Raw genomic sequence first — 658 nt, 5'->3', positions numbered from 1 at the left:
CATTTTAACTCGTTAGCGGAAATTATCATTAATACGGCTGGCGCGGCTGACCTTGTTGGCGCAACGCCAATGGATCGTCCTGAATGGTGTTCGGTTGACCCGTTCACAGGCTCTGTATACCTCACGCTAACCAATAACACGCGCCGCACAGACGAAACGAATCCAGCAAATCCGCGCTTAAACAACAAGTTTGGTCACGTTATTCGTTGGGATGAAGGCACTTCTGCGACAGACTTTACTTGGGATATCTTTGTTTTTGGTTCGCCTGCAAATGGTGATGCAGACACAAACCGTTCTGGCTTGAATGAGTTTAACCAGTTTGCAAGTCCAGATGGCTTGGCATTTGATGGTCGCGGTATTCTTTGGATTCAAACTGATAACGGCGCAGATGAAGTCACGTCTTACACCAACGACCAAATGCTGGCGGTTGTACCATCTAAACTCACGAATGAAAATGGCGATCAAGCAGTGATCGGTGCAGACAACCAAGCAGAGCTGAAACGCTTCTTTGTTGGTCCAAACGGTTGTGAAGTGACAGGCTTTACCATTAGCCCAGATTACAAATCGCTATTTGTAAACATTCAACACCCTGGTATCTGGCCATACAGTGATGATGCCGCGCAAGAATCTCCGGCTGGAACTACAGTTCGGCCTCGTG

1 protein-coding gene is annotated in these 658 nt (G+C 47.7%); it reads left to right on the top strand.

The annotated features are described in order from the left end of the window. Nucleotides 1-658 (top strand): PhoX family protein (locus R7P74_RS26970; protein WP_318123736.1); only part of this gene is annotated, 658 nt, incomplete at both ends.

The organism is Vibrio sp. 2033 (assembly GCF_033339735.1).
The sequence above is the reverse complement of the archived record's forward strand: the minus strand, read 5'-3'. Positions and strand labels throughout refer to the sequence as shown.